This is a genomic window from Chryseobacterium phosphatilyticum, assembly GCF_002899825.2.
In the GTDB taxonomy this organism is placed as follows: Bacteria; Bacteroidota; Bacteroidia; order Flavobacteriales; family Weeksellaceae; genus Chryseobacterium; species Chryseobacterium phosphatilyticum.
On record NZ_PPED02000001.1, the window covers coordinates 962,157 to 982,157 of the forward strand.

The window sequence follows — 20,001 nt, forward strand, 5'->3', positions numbered from 1 at the left end:
TTATTTTCATTACATTAGCTACAACTAACTCATTAAAAATCAAACTCATGAAAAATCAAATTTCACAAATTGGCAAAAAGCTGAACAAAAAAGAATTGAAATCTATCACAGGAGGAATGTATGACTGTATGGTTCCTGAACCTTGTGAACCTTACCCTGGAACTTGTGAATCTCACGCCGATGCTAATGGTTGTACCATGATCCATCCTCGTTGCGGGCAAAAAATCTGCAGACCTTAATTATAATCTAAATGACGATATACATCTAATACCATGAAAAATCAAAATTTAGCCAAAGGGAAAAAACTCAGCAAAAAAGACCTGAAATCAATCACCGGTGGTTTGATCAGTTGTGTTGATTTAACAACAGGGCGCTGTTATATAACAGGAACAATTTGTGCGGAAAGACAATGTCGATTCGTCCCTGAGCCACATCTTCCTTAGTGAAGGACTTTAAAAAGATTTATCCTAAACCATCACATACATGAAAAACCAACTTTTAAACAACGGAAAAAAACTCAACAAAAGAGAATTAAGAAGTATTACCGGAGGATTAAGGCAATGCATTGATCCTATGACAGGTCAGTGTCGTGCATTTAGTATAAGATGTGCTGAACCACAATGCATGCCAATATTGGAACCATAAAACCTGTATTCATTTTCAGGAAGTTGATCAAAAAACATAAACTTTAAACCATCAAACACTATGAAAAATCAAAATCTCAACAAAGGAAAAAAGCTCAACAAAAAAGAGTTAAGAATTATTACAGGAGGAAAAGAAATGTGCTGGCTGTCTAACCTGGTATGCAGTAAAATTTCTTTTAGCTGTGCAGAACCACAATGCCAGCCAAGCATTGAAATTGAATAATATAACAAAGGAAAAGCACTTTCATATATCCGGAGGTGCTTTTTTTATATTTTTTATGTACAACAAAAAACTAAACCATTTGAAATTCAAAAAATAATGAAAAAACAAAATTTAAATCAGGGAAAAAAACTGACTAAAAAGCAATTAAAAACCATTTCAGGCGGAGTCATGATCTGTACTCATGGTGGTAGATGTGCCCAAATTCACCCATCATGCTATGAAAAACAGTGTCGCCCGGGAGCAACTGAAGTATGCATGCCTACCTCCAATACATGTACAAAAAAATCTTTTAGTTGCGTAGAGCCACCATGCTGGCCGGATTTAGAACCTCCAATTCAATAAAATACAAACGCTTCCTTTGCAGGAAGCTTTTTTTCTGCAATATAAAAAGCGCTTCCAAATTCATGGAAACGCTTTTTATTACAAACTAACTTTAATATTTTTCTTTTATACGTTGAATCTAAAGTGCATGATGTCACCATCCTGAACGATATATTCTTTACCTTCTACAGAAAGTTTTCCGGCCTCTTTTATTTTCACTTCTGAACCATAGTGAACATAATCAGCATACTTAATAACTTCTGCACGGATAAATCCTTTTTCAAAGTCTGTATGAATTACTCCTGCAGCCTGAGGAGCTGTCCATCCTTGTCCGATAGTCCATGCTCTTACTTCTTTTACTCCGGCCGTGAAATACGTCTGAAGTTTTAAAAGATCATAAGCTTTTCTGATCAAACGGTTAACTCCCGGTTCTGTAAGACCTAATTCATCAAGGAAAATTTCTCTTTCTTCAAAAGTTTCAAGTTCATTGATGTCTGCTTCAATCTGAGCTGCTAAAACAACAACTTCTGCCCCTTCATTTTTAGCCATTTCTTCAATCTTACCGATCCAGTCATTTCCATTTTTAATAGAGTTTTCGTCTACATTACAAACGTAAAGAACCGGCTTATTGGTTAACAACTGAACTTCTCCGATAATGGATTTCGTGAAGTCATCTGTTGCAAACTCTCTTGCATTTTTTCCGTCTTCAAGGAATTTTTGCAAGTTCTGAAGCGTTTCGTAGGTAAGGATATCCTCTTTCTTTCCAGACTTGATGAATTTTTTAGCTTTTTCAACCGCTTTTCCTACTGTTTCAAGGTCTTTCAATTGAAGCTCAATATCAATAATTTCTTTATCTCTTAAAGGATCTACAGAACCTTCAACGTGAACGATATTTCCATTATCAAAACATCTTAAAACGTGGATAATTGCCTCACATTCGCGGATATTTGCCAGAAACTGGTTTCCTAGTCCTTCTCCTTTGCTGGCTCCTTTTACCAAACCTGCAATATCAACGATTTCAACTACAGCCGGTAAAACTCTTTCGGGTTTTACGATTTTCTCCAGTTCAAACAATCTCTGATCCGGTACAGAAACCGTTCCAAGGTTCGGTTCTATGGTACAGAAAGGATAGTTGGCTGATTGAGCTTTTGCATTACTCAAACAGTTAAAAAGAGTTGATTTTCCTACATTTGGCAGGCCTACGATTCCACATTTCATATTGTAAAATTCAAAGTTTAAGGTTTATGGGTAAGACAAGGTATCTATCACTTTAAATATTGAACTATGAACCTTGAATTACGAGTGTGCAAAGATAGTGAAGTTTAACCAGAATTAAAAATGTTTATTTGTAATTAGATTTTTGAATAAAGTCATATAAATTTTCTACTATAGAGCATATTTTAGGATTTGATTTAAAATCATTCCAAGTTATTTGTTCTTTCTCTGTTAATTCTAAAACTTTATAACTGACTTCAGATTTGTTCATTAAAGTTCCCTCAGATTTATCCCAAATTTTATTTAACTCCGGAACATTTGCTTTGATATTCTTTAGCAACTTTCCAATATAGTCACCTTTATAAGTCTCTTCATTTTTTCTTTTTAAGGAATTTGAAATCTTATCTTGAACTTTTTTAAAATCTTCTTCAGTTTTTACTGTTCTCTTATCACAGAAATTTATTAAAATTTTATCCCAAATATTAAATGGTAATAAATTTTCAATTTCTTTATAATCCTTAGTTGTATGATATTTAAAATTATTATTCTCCTTTTCTATTTCTTCGTAGAAGAAATGTTTTTCATCTTTATAAGGACCATCATAATCAGAAATCAAAAATATTTTATTATTAATTGAGAAAGCATTTATTTTTTCTTTTAATTCATCTTCATCAAAATTATAATGATCAATATTACTTCCTGCATATTCAATGAAAGCAAATTCAATATCTTCTTTAGGATAAACCTTTAGAGTATCTTTACAATAAGCTTTTAAAAATGCTTTCAAATAATTCCTATCAGAAATTCCCTCAACCCATATAGAACAATTCGCTAGAAATACAGAAGAATTGGTTACACCAAGGTATTGAAGAGCAGAATTATCTCCATGATTAACATTTTTTACAATAAATTTATCCTTATTTATTTTATTAAATAAAAAAATAGAAATATCTTCTTTTTCAATTGTTAAGTCTAAGAAATGATTTGAATGCGTAGATATAAAATAGGTTATTTTCTTTTCTTTTAAAAACTTATTGCTTGTAATCTGTTCTAGAAATAACCTCTGCATTCCCGGATGCAAATTAATTTCTGGCTCATCAATAAAAATAATACTATCATTTTCGCAAGTGTAAATTTTATACATTAAAATAAATAAAGCTTGAATTCCATCGCCTAGCTCATGCAAATCTTTACTTTCTTCATCAATAAAAACATTAATAATTTCTGAATCATCTTTACCATTGTGTTTATCATAAATATTAAATTTTGCTACAATTTCTACACGTTTACCATGAAAAAAGTTTTGAGATAAGAATTCTTCAAATTTTTCAAAACCTACCCTTTTGTCTTTTATATCGTTCCTTACATTTACAATTTGATAATATAAATCCATACCAGTAAAAACCTCAACCATTTCATTATCTAGGTGGTAGCTTTTTATAATTGTATCTTTTAAAATATCTGTTGAAATTTTTGAAAAGCTATTATCATCTTTTCTTTGAAAAATTGAATGTGCCGTTCGAAGTGTTGGAATAAAAATTGTTTTCATCCCAGATTTTATTAACTTTTTCGAAATTGAATTAGTTAAATTATCAATCAGCTTATTAATTCTTTTTAGATCCGAATCATTAATACCGTAAAAATCTCCATTTAGACGAATATTACTGTTTTGAATAATTCCAACATTATTAAAAGCTAAAATATCTTTATTCTTATCCAGTAATTTTTTATTTTCGTTTTCAAAGTATAGATCATTCTTCTCAAATTTCACTAATTTAACTTCTCCATAATCACTCTCTAAATCTTTGACTAAGAAGCCTCCTAAATTTTGATGTCTCTTATAGTTATTAAAAATTACATTTTCATCATTAATACTTAAATTCCAAAAGTTTATTAAATTTCTTATTTCTTCAATAAATATTTTTTTGCTTTGAGAAGTTGTTAAATTTCTAATGAATCGACTTTTACCACTGTTATTAGCACCTACAAAAAGATTAATGCTAGATGCATTATTTAACAATTTTAAAGTTCTATTTTCTTCATTATAATATGATTTAAATGATTCTGATTCCTCTAAAATTATATCGTATTTCATACATAGTTTTTCCAAAAATACAAAAACTATCTAAAAAAATCTGTCAGCTTTCTGACAGATTTTCAAACGATTTTGATCTACCGAACAGGTTTTAGGGATTGTTCCCGGTGGCATTCTGAGCCAATGGCACATCATTAGGTGCCTCCTGTAAAGTTTTATCTAAAGTAAATAAAGATTCATCCGTGGCACGGTCGCCTCCGGCAATTTTTAATTTATCTATTAAGTTCTGAGCCAGTGTTTCTTCTTCAATTTGCTCCTGTACAAACCACTGCATAAAATTCCATGTCGCCCAGTCCTTTTCTTCCATGGAAAGGTCTACAATTCTGTAAATAGCCGTTGTATTATCAACTTCGTGTTTAAATACACCATCAAAGCAAGCGGTAAGGCTGTCAGGATCTGAAGGCGGAGCAGGAATAGCGTCCACTTTTGGTTTTCCACCTCTGTTTAAGATATATTCCATGAATTTAATCGAATGGTTTCTTTCTTCCTGTGCGTGTCTGTACAAAAAGTTGGCAATTCCCTGATATCCTTTATCATCTGCCCAAATTCCATAAGATAAAAAAACGTGTGATGCATGAATCTCCTTATTCATCTGGTCACTAAGTGCTTTTTCCATGTTGGTGGAAAGTCTTTTAGTATTCATAATGTTATATTTTGGTGATTATAGAGTTAATCATGCAAATATAGTTCCGATAAAGTTTTTATTTTCAACCAAATACCACACAAACTATTTATATAAATCTGATAATCATTATTTTGTGTTAATAATTTATATCTATTCTAAAATAAAATCTTTAAGTTTTGTGGTATAAGGTTATATCTCAAACTGCTGGACATTTACTCTTGTCTACCTCCTGATTATTTCAGAACGACAAACTTTGTGTTGTATCACACAAGATTATGATGATGACTTATTCTGGTCATTCCGTAGGAATCCAAACTCCTTTTTAATGATAGAACTGGACAATATGTTGAAGTAAACGATGCTCAAAAAAAGAGGTTCAACATAAAGTTAAACCTCTTCTAAGTTATATAAGATCTCTGGCAGCGAATTACTTCACTTTTTTTGCCATATAATCACTTTCATTTCCCAGCCTGTCTATCGCTTTAATGGCTAATGCATTAAGCTTTTTTCCGTCTTTAAACTTGGGAATATCTTTGGAAAGAGTATCCAGCGTCATAATTTCTGTTTCCCAAACGCCATTGTATTGCTTGAAAAGAACCCATTGAAAGACATTTGCTATATTCCTAGAACTCCAGCTTGCCTGTGCAAAGCTTCCGTTATCCGTAATAAACAAGGTAGGTGTCTGCAATGGAACGGCTTTGATCCATGGCGTTTTCGGAACTAATGCTTTTTCACTGTATGGCCCGTTTTTCAGGGTGGGAAGCATACTGGCATTTTTTGTCAATCCGGCAATGCTCCAATGAATTTCTCCGGCATCCTTTTTCAGGATGTTTCTGGAAATTTCAATCTGGTTCCTGATTTCTGTCGGACGATCCGAGACTTTGATCTCAACGGTATTCAGCCCCGGCCATAAGTGACGATTCATGGTATTTTCAGACTGCCACCAGCTTAACAAGGCTTCGAAGCCTTGTCCTTTAGAATCAATCGGCCAGTATAATTGTGGTGAGAAATAATCTACCCAACCTCTGTTTAACCATAATTTAGCATCAGCATATAACTCGTCAAATTGAGAGGATCCAACAATTCCGGCCGGATATCCGGGTTTCCAGATTCCAAAAGGACTGATTCCAAATTTCACATAACTTTTTTCAGCGTGAATTTCTTTATAAATCCGTTCAACAAATTTATTGACGTTATCTCTTCTCCAGTCTGCTCTTGATAATGTTCCTCCACTGCCTACATAAGCACTCCATGTTGCGTTATCAGGAAAATCTGCTCCTTTGTTGTAGGTTGCATAAGGATAAAAGTAATCATCGAAGTGAATGGCATCAATATCATATCTTGTGACAATATCCTTTACCACATTGGAAACGTGGCCTTGCGTTTTAGGATTAGCAGGATCAAACCAATACATTCCGTTTTTTAGCCTTACAACAATGTCTGAAAGTTTATTGGCCATAGAAAGTCCATTGACAGCACCTCCATTGGTATGGTGAGCACGGTAAGGATTAAGCCATACATGAAGTTCCAATCCTCTTTTGTGTGATTCTTCAATCCAAAACTGAAGGGGATCATAATTGGGATAAGGAGCTGTTCCGGTTTCTCCTGTCAGAAAATAAGACCACGGTTCGATATTACTGGTATACAAAGCATCTGCCGACGGTCTGATTTGAAAAATAGCTGCATTGAAGTTGTTATTTTTCAACATATCAAGCATATTGATTGCTTCAGCTTTCTGTTGATCTACCGTAAGATCATTTCTTGAAGGCCAGTTGATATTAGCTACACTGGCGATCCATGCTCCGCGAAATTCCCTTTTAATCTCGGGAAGATTCGTTCTGAACACCTCATCTGCAGATGTTGGAGGTGTTACCGTTGTCGGTTTTGTTGCCGCTACAGGAGGTTTGGGTTGAGTGGTATTGTTGTTGGGTTTTGTTGTATTTTTAACGGGAGGAGTCTTCGTAGCATTGTTCTGAACGGAACATGAGGTACTGTAAGACGCAAAAACTCCCAATAAAACGATAAGTTTTAATTTATTCATTTTCATAGCCGCAAAACTACTTTAAATTATATTTTACAATTTGGATTATTCCATTGAAAAAATAAACATTTTTTCTAATGTATCAGAAAAAAAGCCTCGAAAAATCGAGGCTTTGATTTTATTTATAAGAATGTTATTACGCTTTAGCTGATCTTTCCACTCTTTTTCTTTCTTCTTCAGAAAGAAGTTTCTTTCTCATTCTGATGAAGTTTGGAGTTACCTCAATCGCTTCATCACCCTGAATATATTCCATACATTCTTCTAGTGAGAATAAGATTTTTGGAGCAACACCGGTATCTTTATCTTTACCTGAAGCTCTCATGTTATTCAACTGTTTTGCTTCAACGATGTTTACAACCAGGTCTCCCGGTTTGTTTTGTTCACCGATGATCATTCCTGCATAGATTTCCTCACCCGGATCAACGAAGAACTTCCCTCTGTCTTGTAGTTTCGCAATAGAATATTCTGTAGCCGGCCCTTGAGTTTTGCTGATTAATACCCCATTGTTTCTTCCAGGAATAGCACCTTTGAAAGGCTTATATTCAGTGAAACGGTGTGCCATGATCGCTTCACCTGCCGTAGCGGTCAACATCTGAGAACGTAATCCGATCAAACCTCTTGAAGGAATCTCGAATTCCATGTGCTGCATTTCACCTTTTGTTTCCATAATGTGAAGGTCACCTTTTCTCTGAGTAGCAAGGTCAATCACTCTTGAAGCATACTCTTCAGGAACATCAACAACTAAAGATTCATAAGGCTCACAACTTACACCATCAATTTCTCTTAAGATAACCTGTGGCTGACCAATTGTCATTTCATATCCTTCTCTTCTCATAGTTTCAATTAAAACGGATAAGTGAAGAATACCTCTACCAAATACTAAGAAAGTGTTTGCATCATCAGTCTGCTGAACTCTTAATGCAAGGTTTTTCTCTAACTCTTTAGTTAATCTTTCTTTCAGGTGGTTGGAAGTAACATATTTACCATCTTTACCAAAGAAAGGTGAATTGTTGATCGAGAACGTCATGTTCAATGTAGGCTCATCAATTGCAGTTCTTTCCAATGGCTCTGGATTTTCAAGATCTACGAAAGAATCTCCGATCTGGAAAGCATCGAAACCTACTACAGCACAGATATCTCCTGCTTTTACTTCAATTACTTTTTTCTTTCCTAATCCTTCGAAAACGTAAAGCTCTTTTACTTTTCCTTTCACCACTTTACCATCTGCCTGAGCTAAACCAATCCATTGAGATTCTTTAAGCTCTCCTCTGGTTACTTTTCCGATAGCAATTCTTCCTAAGAAAGAAGAGTAATCAAGAGAAGTAATCTGCATCTGAAGATTTCCTTCAGTTACTTTTGGAGCAGGAACATATTGTAAGATTCCATCTAATAATGGTAAAATATCTTCAGTTTGTTCTAATGAAGTGTTGAACCAACCTTGTTTAGAAGAACCGTAGAATGTTGGGAAATCCAACTGCTCTTCAGTAGCCTCCAGGTTGAAGAATAAATCAAATACCTGATCGTGAACTTCATCCGGACGACAGTTTGGTTTGTCTACTTTATTAATAACAACTAATGGTCTTAAACCTAATTCCAACGCTTTCTGAAGTACGAATCTTGTTTGAGGCATTGGTCCTTCGAAGGCATCCACCAACAAGATAACTCCATCAGCCATTTTCAATACTCTTTCTACTTCCCCACCAAAATCGGCGTGACCAGGAGTATCGATTACGTTAATTTTTGTGTCTTTATAAGTAACAGAAATATTCTTGGATAAGATCGTGATCCCTCTTTCTCTTTCAAGATCATTGTTATCCATAATTAATTCCCCACTCTCCTGATTTTCTCTGAAAATGTTGGTAGCGTGGATGATCTTGTCAACCAAAGTTGTTTTTCCGTGGTCAACGTGTGCGATAATCGCAATATTTCTAATGTTTTGCATATAGGATTTTTACGGGTGCAAAAATAGTGATTTTAAATGAATTAATTAAAATGTTTATGCAATATTTAACAATTTCATAATGAGAATTTTAGATAATTCTACTTTAATCGACCTAAAAAATATAGAACAAACAGCTTCTGTGATTACCTTAATTTCACTCTATTTTAAAATAATTCCAGGGAATAGTTCAGATAATGGTAAATAAGGCATTCGATACTTAGTCATGTCTTTTATTAATGTCTTATCAATCGATACAGCAATACTACATCAATTAATACAACAATAATAAATTTCATCAGGAAAGATTTCTTGGAAATTTTATGATTAAAGAGAATCATTCCTGAAGCAGCTCCTACAATCCCACCCAGCAACGAAATTCCTAAAAGAGTATTTTCAGAAATCCGCCATTGATGTTTTTGGGCTTGCCATTTATCAAATCCAAAGACACCAAAGGCAGTCAGGTTGATGATGAGTAAAAAAGGGATCATTCTAAAATTAATTTAATGCAAAAATAAAGTTTAATTTAAATATAGCTGAGGCTGAAGAAGATTTATCATTGTACCGGACTAAGATTTTTTAAATTTGCAGTCTATAAAAAATAATCAATGACAGTTCATGATCTGGCCGGAAGTTACTCTATTAAAGGAAGTAACCAGGAAGAATCTAACCACACTTCTTATGAGGGTATATTAATTTTATCCATTGATGAAAGCAACCGTATTATTGCCCAATGGATCATTGGTGACCATATACAAAATGGCACAGGTTTTTATAAAGATCAGATTTTAGTTCTCAACTTTAATTATGAAGGAGATGATCACAAAATGTATAAAGGAGTTGCTGTATACCGTTGTCTGAGCAAAGATATTCTGGATGGATTTTGGTCTGAAAAACATGGCAATCCTTTATACCTGGGAAGTGAGTATTGTATGCGTATTCAGAATTCATGGCTATTTAATTAATTCAGCAATTTTTAAAATAAAATTTTCAATAGTATAAAAAAAGCCCGGAATGTCTAAATTCCGGCTTTATAATTTTTAATGTGAACTATATACCTTGTTCCACATGTTTTCCTTCTTTGAATTCTTCTACCATTTTAGCATTAAAGGCAGGAAGATCTTTTGGAGTTCTGCTTGTTACCAATCCGTTGTCCACGACAACTTCCACATCTTCCCAATGAGCTCCGGCATTTATTAAATCTTTACTAATTGAATGTACAGAAGTCATATTTCGACCATTTACCACTTCAGCATTAATAAGTATTTGTGGTCCATGGCAGATGGCTGCAACCGGCTTATTTTGTATAAAGAAATCCTTTACAAAGGCCAGCGCCTTATCATCAGTCCTCAGCTTATCAGGATTAAGAACACCTCCGGGAAGCACTAACGCATCATAATCTGAAGCTTTAACCTCGCTCAATGTTCTGTCAACACTATATTCTTTTCCCCAGTCTTTTTCAGCCCAGGCTTTGATGGTACCGGATTCAGGGCTTACAATGTCTGCCCTCCATCCCTGCTGCTCCAGATATTCTTTTGGAGATTGAAGTTCACTTTCCTCGAAACCGCTTGTAGCAAGAATTGCAATTTTTTTTGACATAATATTATATTTTGGTGTTATTTGATTAAAAGAGAAAATATGATGCCGCATTGTATAATAAAATGCTAAAAAAAGTTAAATAGATACCACGGAAAAGCCACCTTTTTCAAGGTGGCTTTTCTGTATTGAAAGTGTATTCAATTATTTTTTTGCTTTAACATCGATGGCAATTTCGATATCTTTACTGATCATCCATTCAGCAGGATCAGCTTCTGAAGTACCGAATTTGATTCCCCAATCTGTTCTGTTTACTGTAAACTTAGCCTGAATATCTGCAGAATTATCTGTAACATCTACTTTAGCAGGGAAAGAAACATTCATTGTTTTTCCTGATAAGGTAAGGTTTCCGCTTACTGTCTTATTAGCTCCTGCTACCGCATCCTTAGGTGCTTCTTTTAAATCTGCTACGCTTGTAATTTTAAAATCTGACACCGGGTTCTTTGCTACATCAAAGAAATCAGCGCTTTTTAAATGCGTTTCAAGCTCTGCAGGTTTTTTATCTTTTTCTGTTACTGAAGCAGGATCAACTTTAATAGAAGCCATATCAATATTGAAGTTTCCGGCTACAACTTGTCCTCCTTCAATATTTAAATCTCCAGATTTTACGTTAAGAGTTCCCCAACGAGGTGCAAAACCTCCTTTATGAAAGGCTTTCCAGTTTACTACAGAAGTTGTGGTATCTACCGTTAATGTTTCTCCTTTTCCTTCTGCAACAGCTTGCTCTGTAGCTACTGCTGTATCTGTTTTTTCTTTACTGTTACATGATGCTGCAAGCAATCCTACTGCTACTAATGCAATTACGCTAATTTTTTTCATATTGAACTGTTTAAAAAAGTTTATTTAAAATCTTTGTTGTTTTCGGATACAAAAATAGAAAAACATTATGATTGACATCTTATCATATATCAAGAAATGCTCTGCTACAATTTATGATAACTAATGGTGAAAAATATAGAAAATCTTACATCATTTTGTCAAAAAACATCAACACAATCACATATATTGAAAAGTAAATAACAAACCACCTTATATATTGAAAATAAATAGTAATTTTACACAAAACACAATCAACAAAATACATAATTACTTAATTAATTATAAAATCAACAAAAACAATTACATGAATTTAAAAAATTAAGACAAAACATTTATCACCCTAATAATCTACTATATGAAACAATAAATAAGAAAATAACAAACAGATCCCCCTTTCACCTATACCCTCTAAAATATGAAATAAAAATAATTATTCTTTAAAAAAACACCTTCAGCTATATGAAAAAAACATTACTATTCAAAAAGAAATCCTGTTTCATATGGGTTTTCTTATTTTCGATTTTATACTGTCAATTATTGTACGCACAAACACCTCCCACATGTTCAGGTTCATGGGGTCCCCCTATTGTCAATCAAACATTTGGCCAGGGGAGCCCAACAACAATGTGGCATGGTCCTTTAGCTAGTTTTGCTCCAGGTGTAAGCACCGGAACTGTTTTCGTTGGGCCAAATGGAGGAAGTGCTAACGGGAACCTGGCCCCTGGTGAATCCGGATTAGTCAGAAATTCAGGCACACCCGTAGTAAACGAGTGGTGGATCAATCAAACAGACCATACAGGTAATCCTAATGGACTTATGATGTTAATAGACGCTCCTTTAACCCCTAATAAAATTTTGGCTGAATACTTAATTAATGATCTTTGCCCGAATACAACTCTACGTTTATCCATTTGGGTATTAAATACGAACCTTGCATCCAGTACTAATTATCAAGGTTATGTTTATCCTAATCTTACATTAAAAGTCGTAAACCCTACATCAAATGCAATTATTGGATCATCCATAACAGGAAATGTTCCGGCCGACACCAACTGGCATCAATACTCTCTGATTTTTAATAATTCAAATGATTCTTCTATCCGACTCCAAATCATAAGTCACGTAGCGGGTCCCGGCAATGACCTGGCTATAGATGATATTACTGTACAACCCTGTATTCCGGCAACTATTCAGGCTATCCCCGGAGCAAGTACCATACTGTGCCCGAACGTAAATGCTACCGTAAACTTTACGGCAACGCTTACCGGAAGTTCATACAATCCAGCCGAATATCAATGGCAATATAGCAGTGACGGAGGAGTAACCTGGGCAGATCAGGGATCTCCAACTGGCAATCCTACTTACACCTTCAATTCTAATGGCAAGCCTCCCGGTAATTATTTAATCAGATTCAAGGTAGGACCTCAGGGATCAGTTTTAAATTCACAATGTAATGCAGTAAGCCAGACAGCCTCAGTTACGATTGGGAGTCTTCCGGTTGTTACTGACAGAACAATAAAGTCATGTTATATTCAAACCAATCCCTCCACGGCTTCTTTTAATCTTACAACAGCTAATATAACTTCCGAGCAGGGAACCACCAAACGATATTTCCCATCCTTAACGGACGCTACTAACGGGACAAATGAAATTACCACTCCCACAACATATATTGCACCTAATGGATTCGTATTCGTGAGGGTAACGAATAGCAACGGCTGTTTTGCCGTTGCAAAAGTTACATTACAAGTGATTCCCCCAACAACATCTCCGGTATTGGTTGATCAAATTATTTGCATTGAAGGAAGAACCACTCTCGATGCGGGACCTGGCTTTAACTCTTACATCTGGAACACAGGAGCTACCACTCAAAAAATCAACAATGTAGGTGTAGGAACATACTGGGTAGATTTAAAAAGCGGAGAATGTATTACCAGACAAACAGTGAAAGTATATGCCTCATCTAATCCTGTCATCCAATCTATAGATATTACCAACAATACGGCAACAATTAATGCCAACGGAGGAACTCCCCCCTATCAATTTGCATTGGATCAAACCGGTAACTGGCAGGATTCAAATATTTTCAAAAACCTTACAAGGGGGCAACATATCTTCTATGTAAAAGACAAATACAACTGTATCCCGGTTTCTGTAGAATTAACGGTTGTTAACCTCGTCAATATCATTACTCCAAACAATGACGGGAAAAATGATAGTATTGATTATTCTGCTCTGGCTTATAAGAAAAATCTGAATTTTGAAGTATATGACCGTTATGGAAAAAAAATATATGTGGCCAATAAAATAAGAAACCTTACATGGGATGGCACCTCGTCAGGGAAAAAACTTTCTACAGCAACCTATTGGTATACCATCTCCTGGAATGAAAATAATAAAAGTAATACTGCAATCCGATACAATGGATGGATACTTGTTAAAAACAGAGACTAGCCACAGTACGCACGATATTTATTCTGCTATAAAAACAATACTTCCCTTGTTCTTTGAGCAAGGGGATTTTTTATTTTAGCCAATACCGTTTCAGTTGTACAACCTTTCAAAATTCACTATCTTAGTAAGCAATTATAAGACAGATTATTGCTAATAGCTCAACATCCAGATGGCAGCAGTACTGCTATTTTTCACTCTGATTGGGATATTGTTGTTTATCATTCTGTGATCACACATATAGCAGCAATATTTTCTATTACAATAATCAATCGGTAGCGTTCAATGATCAATTTAATTTTTTTTAAAATATGAATCAGCAATTATTCGAAAAAGTGGATCAGTACATCAGTACTCTTGTTGCTCCTGAAGATACTGTTCTTCAGGAGACTATTCAATCGTTGGAGGAAGCTTCCATGCCTCAGATCAGTATTTCCCCGACACAAGGAAAATTTCTTCAGCTGATGCTTCTTACCTGTAAAGCTAAACGCGTATTAGAATTAGGAACTTTGGGAGCTTACAGTACAATTTGGATAACCAGAGCACTTCCAGCAGACGGTAAAGTAATTACCGTGGAGTTTGACCCTCATCACGCTCATATTGCCAGTCAGAATATTGCAAAAGCCGGACTTTCTGATCAAATTGATTTACGAATCGGTAAAGCAATGGATGTCTTAAAAGAATTGATTGCCAAAGGCGAAGAACCTTTTGATTTTATTTTTATTGATGCTGACAAACCACCTTATACTGAATATTTTGAATTGGCATTACAGCTTTCACACCCGGGGACATTGATTATTTGTGATAATGTCATCCGGGAAGGTAAAGTTTTAGACGAAAACACCCATGATGAGAAAGTGAAAGGTGTACAGCGTTTTAATCAAATGCTGGCTAATCATCCAGGAATTACAGCTACCATTATGCAAACAGTAGGAGCAAAAGAATACGATGGAATGGCAATAGCTATAGTCAAGTAAATCTTAGCCCCTGAATCTTCATCTCAAAGGAAAAAACTATTCAAGGCGTGGCAACTCGCCTTTTTTCTTTTTAAAAACCTTATTTTAGCTATCCGAAAACAGAACAATGACGACCGTAGAATTTATACAGAAGCAGCTCAGTATTTCTGAAAAGAGCATCAACAATACGTTACAATTATTAGCAGAAGACTGCACCATTCCTTTTATTTCCCGTTATCGTAAAGACAAAACAGGAAATCTCGATGAAGTACAGATCGAGCAGATTTCAAAGATCAGCAAGCAATTTGAAGAGATTGTTAAAAGAAAGGAGTCTATTTTAAAATCAATAGAAGAGCAGAATGGTTTGTCACCGGAACTTCAGCAAAGAATTGAAGAAAGCTTTGATATTCAGGAACTGGAAGACTTATATCTTCCTTTTAAGAAACGCAGGAAAACGAAAGCAGATACAGCTAAAGAGAAAGGCCTTGAACCTTTAGCCAAAATCATCATGAGCCAGAAAAATAACGACATTATGTTTCTGGCTTCCAAATATCTTAATAAGGAGGTTTCGTCTGAAGAAGAAGCTCTTCAGGGAGCAAGAGATATTATGGCAGAGTGGATCAATGAAAATATGTATGTTCGTAAGAATCTGCGTCACTTGTTCCAACGCCAGGCTCTTATTACCTCTAAGGTTGTTAAAGCTAAAAAGGAAGAAGAAGAAGCTCAGAAATTTTCTCAATATTTTGATTGGGAAGAAAATCTCAGCAGAACTCCTTCTCACAGACTTTTGGCGATGTTGAGAGCGGAAGCAGAAGGCTTTGTGAAAACCAATGTAGGGGTTGATAAGGAAGAAGCAATTGGCTTTATTGAAAAAGCAATCATTAAATCCAACAATGAAAGTTCTGAACAAATAGCACTTGCCATACAAGACAGTTACAAAAGGCTTTTGGAGCCTGCTATTTCCAATGAAGCTTTACAGGAAGCTAAAGAAAAAGCAGACCAAAAAGCAATCGAAATATTTTCTGAAAATCTTGGCCAGTTACTTTTGGCTCCTCCTTTGGGAGAAAAAAGAATTCTGGCTATTGATCCAGGGTACAGAAGTGGATGTAAAATCGTTTGCCTCGATGAAAAAGGAGATTTACTTCATAATGAAACCCTCTATCCTCACGCACCGCAAAACGAAACAGGAATGGCAATGAAAAAGATTCGCTCTATGGTGAATGCTTACAATATTGAAGCGATTTCTATTGGAAATGGAACTGCAAGCCGTGAAACTGAATTTTTTATCAAGAAAATTGCATTTGATAAGCCTTTACAGGTTTTTGTGGTTTCTGAAGCGGGAGCCTCAGTGTATTCTGCAAGTAAGATTGCCAGAGAGGAGTTCCCTACCTACGATGTAACGGTTCGTGGCGCTGTATCTATCGGGAGAAGGCTTTCTGATCCGCTCGCCGAATTGGTTAAAATTGACCCAAAGTCTATTGGAGTGGGACAATATCAGCATGATGTGGATCAAACTCGATTGAAAAGTGAACTGGATTCTACCGTGATGAAATGTGTAAACTCTGTAGGAATCAATTTAAATACAGCAAGCAAATCTTTATTAAGCTACGTGTCCGGAATTGGAGAGAAAATGGCAGAAAATATTGTGAGTTACCGTGCTGAAAATGGAGCGTTTGAGGACAGAAAACAATTAAAAAAAGTACCGAGACTTGGAGATAAAGCTTTTCAACAGGCAGCGGCTTTCGTAAGAATATCAAATGCAAAAAATCCATTAGATAATTCAGCAGTACACCCTGAAGCGTATGGAATTGTAGAAAAAATGGCTAAAGATCTGGGCATTAAAACTGATGAACTGATTGCCAATAAAGAAAAAATTGCTCTGGTAAAACCCGAAACCTATATCACAGATGAAATTGGAATTTTAGGCGTCAAGGATATTTTAAAAGAATTGGAAAAACCAGGATTAGATCCAAGAAAAGCTGCTAAAGTTTTTGAATTTGATCCCAATGTAAAAAGTATCAGGGATCTTAAAACCGGGATGATTCTTCCGGGAATCGTCAATAATATTACCGCTTTTGGCTGTTTCGTCGATCTGGGAATCAAGGAAAGTGGATTGGTTCATATTTCCCAGCTAAAAGAGGGTTTTGTATCTGATGTGAATGAAGTAGTAAAACTTCATCAACATGTAAGGGTAAAAGTAACTGAAGTGGATGAGGCCAGAAAAAGAGTTCAGCTAAGTATGATTCTATAATAAGTTGAATAGCTCTTCACAGTACATTGACCTCAAACTAAACTATAAAAAATCTTGAAATATAAAAATTTAATCTTCGATTTAGACGGAACGTTATGGGATCCGAGACTGACTATTATCAGCATATGGAACGATGTCTTACAAAAACACCAACTGGTACAAAGAGAACTAAAGCCTCAGGACATGGACCCGTATATGGGATTATTGGCGATAGACATTGTAAAAGATATTATACCGGGAATCACGGATCAATATGCTCAGAAAGTTCTTTCAGAAATTGTAGCTCAGGAAAATAAAATTTTACGTGTAAAGGGCGGAATTTTATATGATCGTATTAAAGATACGTTAGAAAACCTGGTGAAAACGCACCATCTTTTTATTGTAAGCAATTGTCAGGACGGATATATTGAGTCTTTTTTAGAATATTATAAGTTCTATGATTTATTTGTTGATTTTGAATCTCATGGACGGACCCGGAAGCCAAAATCTGAAAACATACAGCTTCTCATGGAAAGAAATCAATTATCTGTCGAAGATTCCGTATATATTGGAGACACCCAAACGGATTATGACGCCGCAACCACCAACGGGTTGCCATTTATTTTCTGTGAATATGGCTTTGGAAAATTAAACCAGAATCAATACGAACCCTTGGTTTCTGCATTTCCGGATATAAAACTTTACATTTAATTTCAAAATAGAAGGGCTGTAAGACAGCCCTTCTATTTTAATTTGGGATTAATCAATACATAAAGAAGGTTGACATTGGGATCCATCCATACACATAAGGGTACATTGTTGCGTATAACATAAAAACTCTCCTATCCTGCAAGGCCTTTCACCAATACCTCCATTAATAGATTTTAAATATTCTCTTGCCATTTTTTTTAAATTTTTCATAGTCGTTTCGTTTTTGAATTTGTTACTGTTTTTTTGTATTCAAAATATCTTTGATGTTTTAAAAATAGTATTTTTTTTAAAACAAAAAGCTGAAAACACCCTCACTACAATTTTTAAATATCTGACACACATTGTATCATCAATAAAAAAGGTTGCCATATTTGACAACCTTTGTTTTATTTTTATTCTTAAGATCAATTTTTACTTATAATCTTTCGAGCTCCTTCTCGGTTCTTTCGCCTCAGGCCATTTCACGGTCTCCCCTTTTTCGTCTTTTGGCATTACACGTTTTTCTCTATTGGTAAATTCAGGATCTTCAGATGCCATATAGGCTAAAGTCGCTGTTAAGACTACATTATTTTTCACTTCATCAAAAACAATTTTATCATACGTATCCTTTGTAGTATGCCAGGTATAGCCAAAATATCCCCAGTTTAACGATCCAAGAGAGATTCCGGGCACGCCAGCTGCGACAAATGATGCATGATCAGAACCCCCGCCACCAGGCATTCCCGGGAAGTCGGTTTTAATATGCCCTCTTACCGTTTTTGGAACACCATCCAGCCATTTCCCAATATAATCGTATGCTTTAACGAATCCCTGTCCGCTGATATTGACAACACGTCCTGTCCCGTTATCCTGGTTAAAAGCAGCCTGCACTCCTTTTATAATTTGTGGATTATCCGCAACAAAACCTCTGGAGCCATTTAAACCCTGTTCTTCACTTCCCCAAAGCCCGATCACGATCGTTCTTTTATTATTCGGATAGTATTTTTTCAGGAGTCTCATGGTTTCAAGCATGGTAAGGGTTCCTGTTCCATTATCTGTAGCCCCCTGAGCCCCATCCCATGAATCAAGGTGGGCAGAAAGGATTACATATTCATCTGGTTTTTCTTTCCCTTTGATCATTCCGATCGTGTTGAAATTTTTTGCTTCGGGAAGTATTTTGGATTGAGCATCAATTTTAATTTTAGGCTGTGCCCCCTTTTCCGCCATTCTGTAAAGCATCCCGTAATCTTCTACATCAATATCAATCATTGGGATTTTGGATGTTTTTGCGCCAAATATCCTGTTGGCTCCCATAATTCCTGTCCAGTTTGAAATAGCTATTCCTGCTGCTCCTGCCTTTTCTAAAGCTTCCGGAAGTGTATTATTATCATAACCAATATTCTTTACATAGGCTGTAAAATCTTTGGTTGCTTTCTCTTTTTCGGCTTTTAACTTTTCGTATAATTCCGGAGTTGCAAATTCTTTAATCTGCTCATCAGAACGTCCAATCTTCTGGTATTGTGCTATAAGTACTATTTTACCTTTTACGGAAGGAAGCCATTTATCGAAGTCTGCTTTGGAAGATATTTTAGGCAAAATAATTACTTCTGCTTCCACTGCTTTTTTAGTAGCCGGACTCCACGCCAGTTGTGTTGCTGTTAATGATTTTGTTCTTGGATATACCATGTCTACATGGGTTGTTCCTCTCTGCCACCCTTTCCATGTTCCGAATTGTTGCAGATTGGCTTCAACACCCCAAGAGCGTAGTTTTTCAGCACTCCATTCATTTGCTGCCAACATTTCCGGCGTTCCTACCAGTCTTGGACCAATTCCATCCAATAACTCATAAGCCATATTTTCAAGCTGGGAATTGCTGTTAATTTCATCTACAAAACTTTTAACGATAGGATCAAGTTTTTCTGACGGTTCTACCTTTACCTGAGCCCATGAAAATTGGACAGCCAACACTACAGCCGGTACTGCAAAAAATCTATTTATCTTCATAGTATATATTGATTGGTTTAAAGATAAAAGAAATTGCGGAGATGATAAAGAAATTAAATCAAAAAAGTCTTTAAACATTACTATTTAAAGACTTTTTTGTGTAAAAATTAAATTATTACATCAATCTACCGATTTACAAGCATAAAATTCTA

Annotated in this window: 17 protein-coding genes; 7 read left to right on the forward strand and 10 right to left on the reverse strand. The window is 35.3% G+C overall.

Annotated elements, in window-relative coordinates:
- The first annotated feature begins 47 nt into the window (after positions 1-47).
- A complete protein-coding gene (locus C1631_RS04390; RefSeq protein ID WP_109710696.1) occupies positions 48-239 on the forward strand; it encodes a bacteriocin in 192 nt (63 codons plus the stop codon).
- Positions 240-705: 466 nt separating this feature from the next.
- Positions 706-867: a ComC/BlpC family leader-containing pheromone/bacteriocin gene (locus C1631_RS23945; RefSeq protein ID WP_165828231.1), complete on the forward strand. Its 162-nt coding sequence runs from the start codon at positions 706-708 to the stop codon at positions 865-867.
- 447 nt (positions 868-1,314) lie between these two features.
- Here the strand turns inward: C1631_RS23945 and ychF are convergent, their stop codons facing one another.
- The 6 genes from ychF to C1631_RS04430 form a co-directional block, all read right to left on the reverse strand.
- The gene (ychF, locus tag C1631_RS04405) at positions 1,315-2,406 is read right to left on the reverse strand and encodes a redox-regulated ATPase YchF (protein ID WP_109710703.1); all 1,092 of its coding nucleotides are present in this window, start codon (positions 2,404-2,406) and stop codon (positions 1,315-1,317) included.
- Positions 2,407-2,530: 124 nt separating this feature from the next.
- The gene (locus C1631_RS04410; RefSeq protein WP_109710704.1) at positions 2,531-4,498 is read right to left on the reverse strand and encodes an AAA family ATPase; all 1,968 of its coding nucleotides are present in this window, start codon (positions 4,496-4,498) and stop codon (positions 2,531-2,533) included.
- Between the two features lie 91 nt (positions 4,499-4,589).
- The gene (locus C1631_RS04415; protein WP_109710706.1) at positions 4,590-5,141 is read right to left on the reverse strand and encodes a ferritin; all 552 of its coding nucleotides are present in this window, start codon (positions 5,139-5,141) and stop codon (positions 4,590-4,592) included.
- 409 nt (positions 5,142-5,550) lie between these two features.
- Positions 5,551-7,170: a glycoside hydrolase family 10-like protein gene (locus tag C1631_RS04420; protein WP_103249147.1), complete on the reverse strand. Its 1,620-nt coding sequence runs from the start codon at positions 7,168-7,170 to the stop codon at positions 5,551-5,553.
- Between the two features lie 130 nt (positions 7,171-7,300).
- Positions 7,301-9,106: a translational GTPase TypA gene (gene typA, locus C1631_RS04425; RefSeq protein ID WP_109710708.1), complete on the reverse strand. Its 1,806-nt coding sequence runs from the start codon at positions 9,104-9,106 to the stop codon at positions 7,301-7,303.
- Positions 9,107-9,339: 233 nt separating this feature from the next.
- A complete protein-coding gene (locus tag C1631_RS04430; RefSeq protein ID WP_109710710.1) occupies positions 9,340-9,594 on the reverse strand; it encodes a DUF1294 domain-containing protein in 255 nt (84 codons plus the stop codon).
- A 117-nt stretch (positions 9,595-9,711) separates the two neighbouring features.
- On the opposite strand from C1631_RS04430, the gene C1631_RS04435 reads away from it, so the two are divergent.
- Positions 9,712-10,068 (forward strand): hypothetical protein, encoded by a 357-nt coding sequence (locus tag C1631_RS04435; RefSeq protein WP_103248765.1) that lies wholly within the window; start codon positions 9,712-9,714, stop codon positions 10,066-10,068.
- Between the two features lie 85 nt (positions 10,069-10,153).
- On the opposite strand, the gene C1631_RS04440 is transcribed toward C1631_RS04435, so the two are convergent.
- Both C1631_RS04440 and C1631_RS04445 read right to left on the reverse strand, forming a co-directional pair.
- Positions 10,154-10,702 carry a type 1 glutamine amidotransferase domain-containing protein gene (locus C1631_RS04440; protein ID WP_109710712.1) on the reverse strand — a complete coding sequence of 183 codons (549 nt, stop codon included), beginning with the start codon at positions 10,700-10,702 and terminating at the stop codon, positions 10,154-10,156.
- A 141-nt stretch (positions 10,703-10,843) separates the two neighbouring features.
- The gene (locus C1631_RS04445; protein WP_109710714.1) at positions 10,844-11,518 is read right to left on the reverse strand and encodes a YceI family protein; all 675 of its coding nucleotides are present in this window, start codon (positions 11,516-11,518) and stop codon (positions 10,844-10,846) included.
- Between the two features lie 459 nt (positions 11,519-11,977).
- Between C1631_RS04445 and C1631_RS04450 the strand changes: the two genes are divergently transcribed.
- From C1631_RS04450 to C1631_RS04465, 4 genes are all read left to right on the forward strand, one after another.
- Positions 11,978-13,972, forward strand: a complete 1,995-nt coding sequence (locus tag C1631_RS04450; RefSeq protein WP_109710716.1) for a T9SS type B sorting domain-containing protein — start codon at positions 11,978-11,980, stop codon at positions 13,970-13,972.
- Between the two features lie 308 nt (positions 13,973-14,280).
- Complete coding sequence (locus C1631_RS04455; RefSeq protein WP_109710718.1) at positions 14,281-14,946, forward strand: O-methyltransferase; 666 nt, start codon at positions 14,281-14,283, stop codon at positions 14,944-14,946.
- Positions 14,947-15,052: 106 nt separating this feature from the next.
- Entirely contained in the window at positions 15,053-17,176 is a 2,124-nt protein-coding gene (locus tag C1631_RS04460) for a Tex family protein (RefSeq protein WP_109710720.1), read from the forward strand.
- A 54-nt stretch (positions 17,177-17,230) separates the two neighbouring features.
- Positions 17,231-17,866, forward strand: coding sequence for an HAD family hydrolase (locus tag C1631_RS04465; RefSeq protein ID WP_165828232.1), 636 nt, complete (start codon positions 17,231-17,233; stop codon positions 17,864-17,866).
- Positions 17,867-17,914: 48 nt separating this feature from the next.
- Here the strand turns inward: C1631_RS04465 and C1631_RS25090 are convergent, their stop codons facing one another.
- Together C1631_RS25090 and C1631_RS04470 are read right to left on the reverse strand one after the other, a co-directional pair.
- Positions 17,915-18,076: a bacteriocin-like protein gene (locus tag C1631_RS25090; protein WP_438502067.1), complete on the reverse strand. Its 162-nt coding sequence runs from the start codon at positions 18,074-18,076 to the stop codon at positions 17,915-17,917.
- 201 nt (positions 18,077-18,277) lie between these two features.
- Entirely contained in the window at positions 18,278-19,849 is a 1,572-nt protein-coding gene (locus C1631_RS04470) for a M28 family peptidase (RefSeq protein ID WP_109711461.1), read from the reverse strand.
- Positions 19,850-20,001: the final 152 nt, after the last annotated feature.